Genomic DNA, 285 nt, shown 5'->3' on the forward strand with positions numbered 1-285 from the left:
GACCATGATTGAAGGCGCGGTGAACTCCGGGATCAGAGCAATGATTTTCTACCATCGCGGGATGCCCATTGAGCATCGCCGGCGTGCTTGCGAATGGTTCTGTTGGACCCCACAGACAAGTCAGCCGAGGAGAAACAGATTGGCCCTGATTTTTATGGGACCGCTGCCATTGCCGAGGAAGGGCACTTCGCCAGGTCTGGCTGGGGTGGACGGAGCCGCTAGAGCCTCGGTTTAGATGGGGTTTGGCCGGGTGACACACCCGGGCAGACACCATTTATTGCCTAT

General features: G+C 57.5%; 1 pseudogene. It reads left to right on the forward strand.

The window, feature by feature from the left end:
* Positions 1–222 (forward strand): annotated as a pseudogene (locus ACT3UQ_RS19780) (IS256-like element ISAar5 family transposase); the annotation flags it as partial.
* Positions 223–285 lie beyond the last annotated feature (63 nt).

It is taken from the genome of Glutamicibacter sp. AOP12-B1-11, from assembly GCF_052379245.1.
GTDB lineage: Bacteria > Actinomycetota > Actinomycetes > Actinomycetales > Micrococcaceae > Glutamicibacter.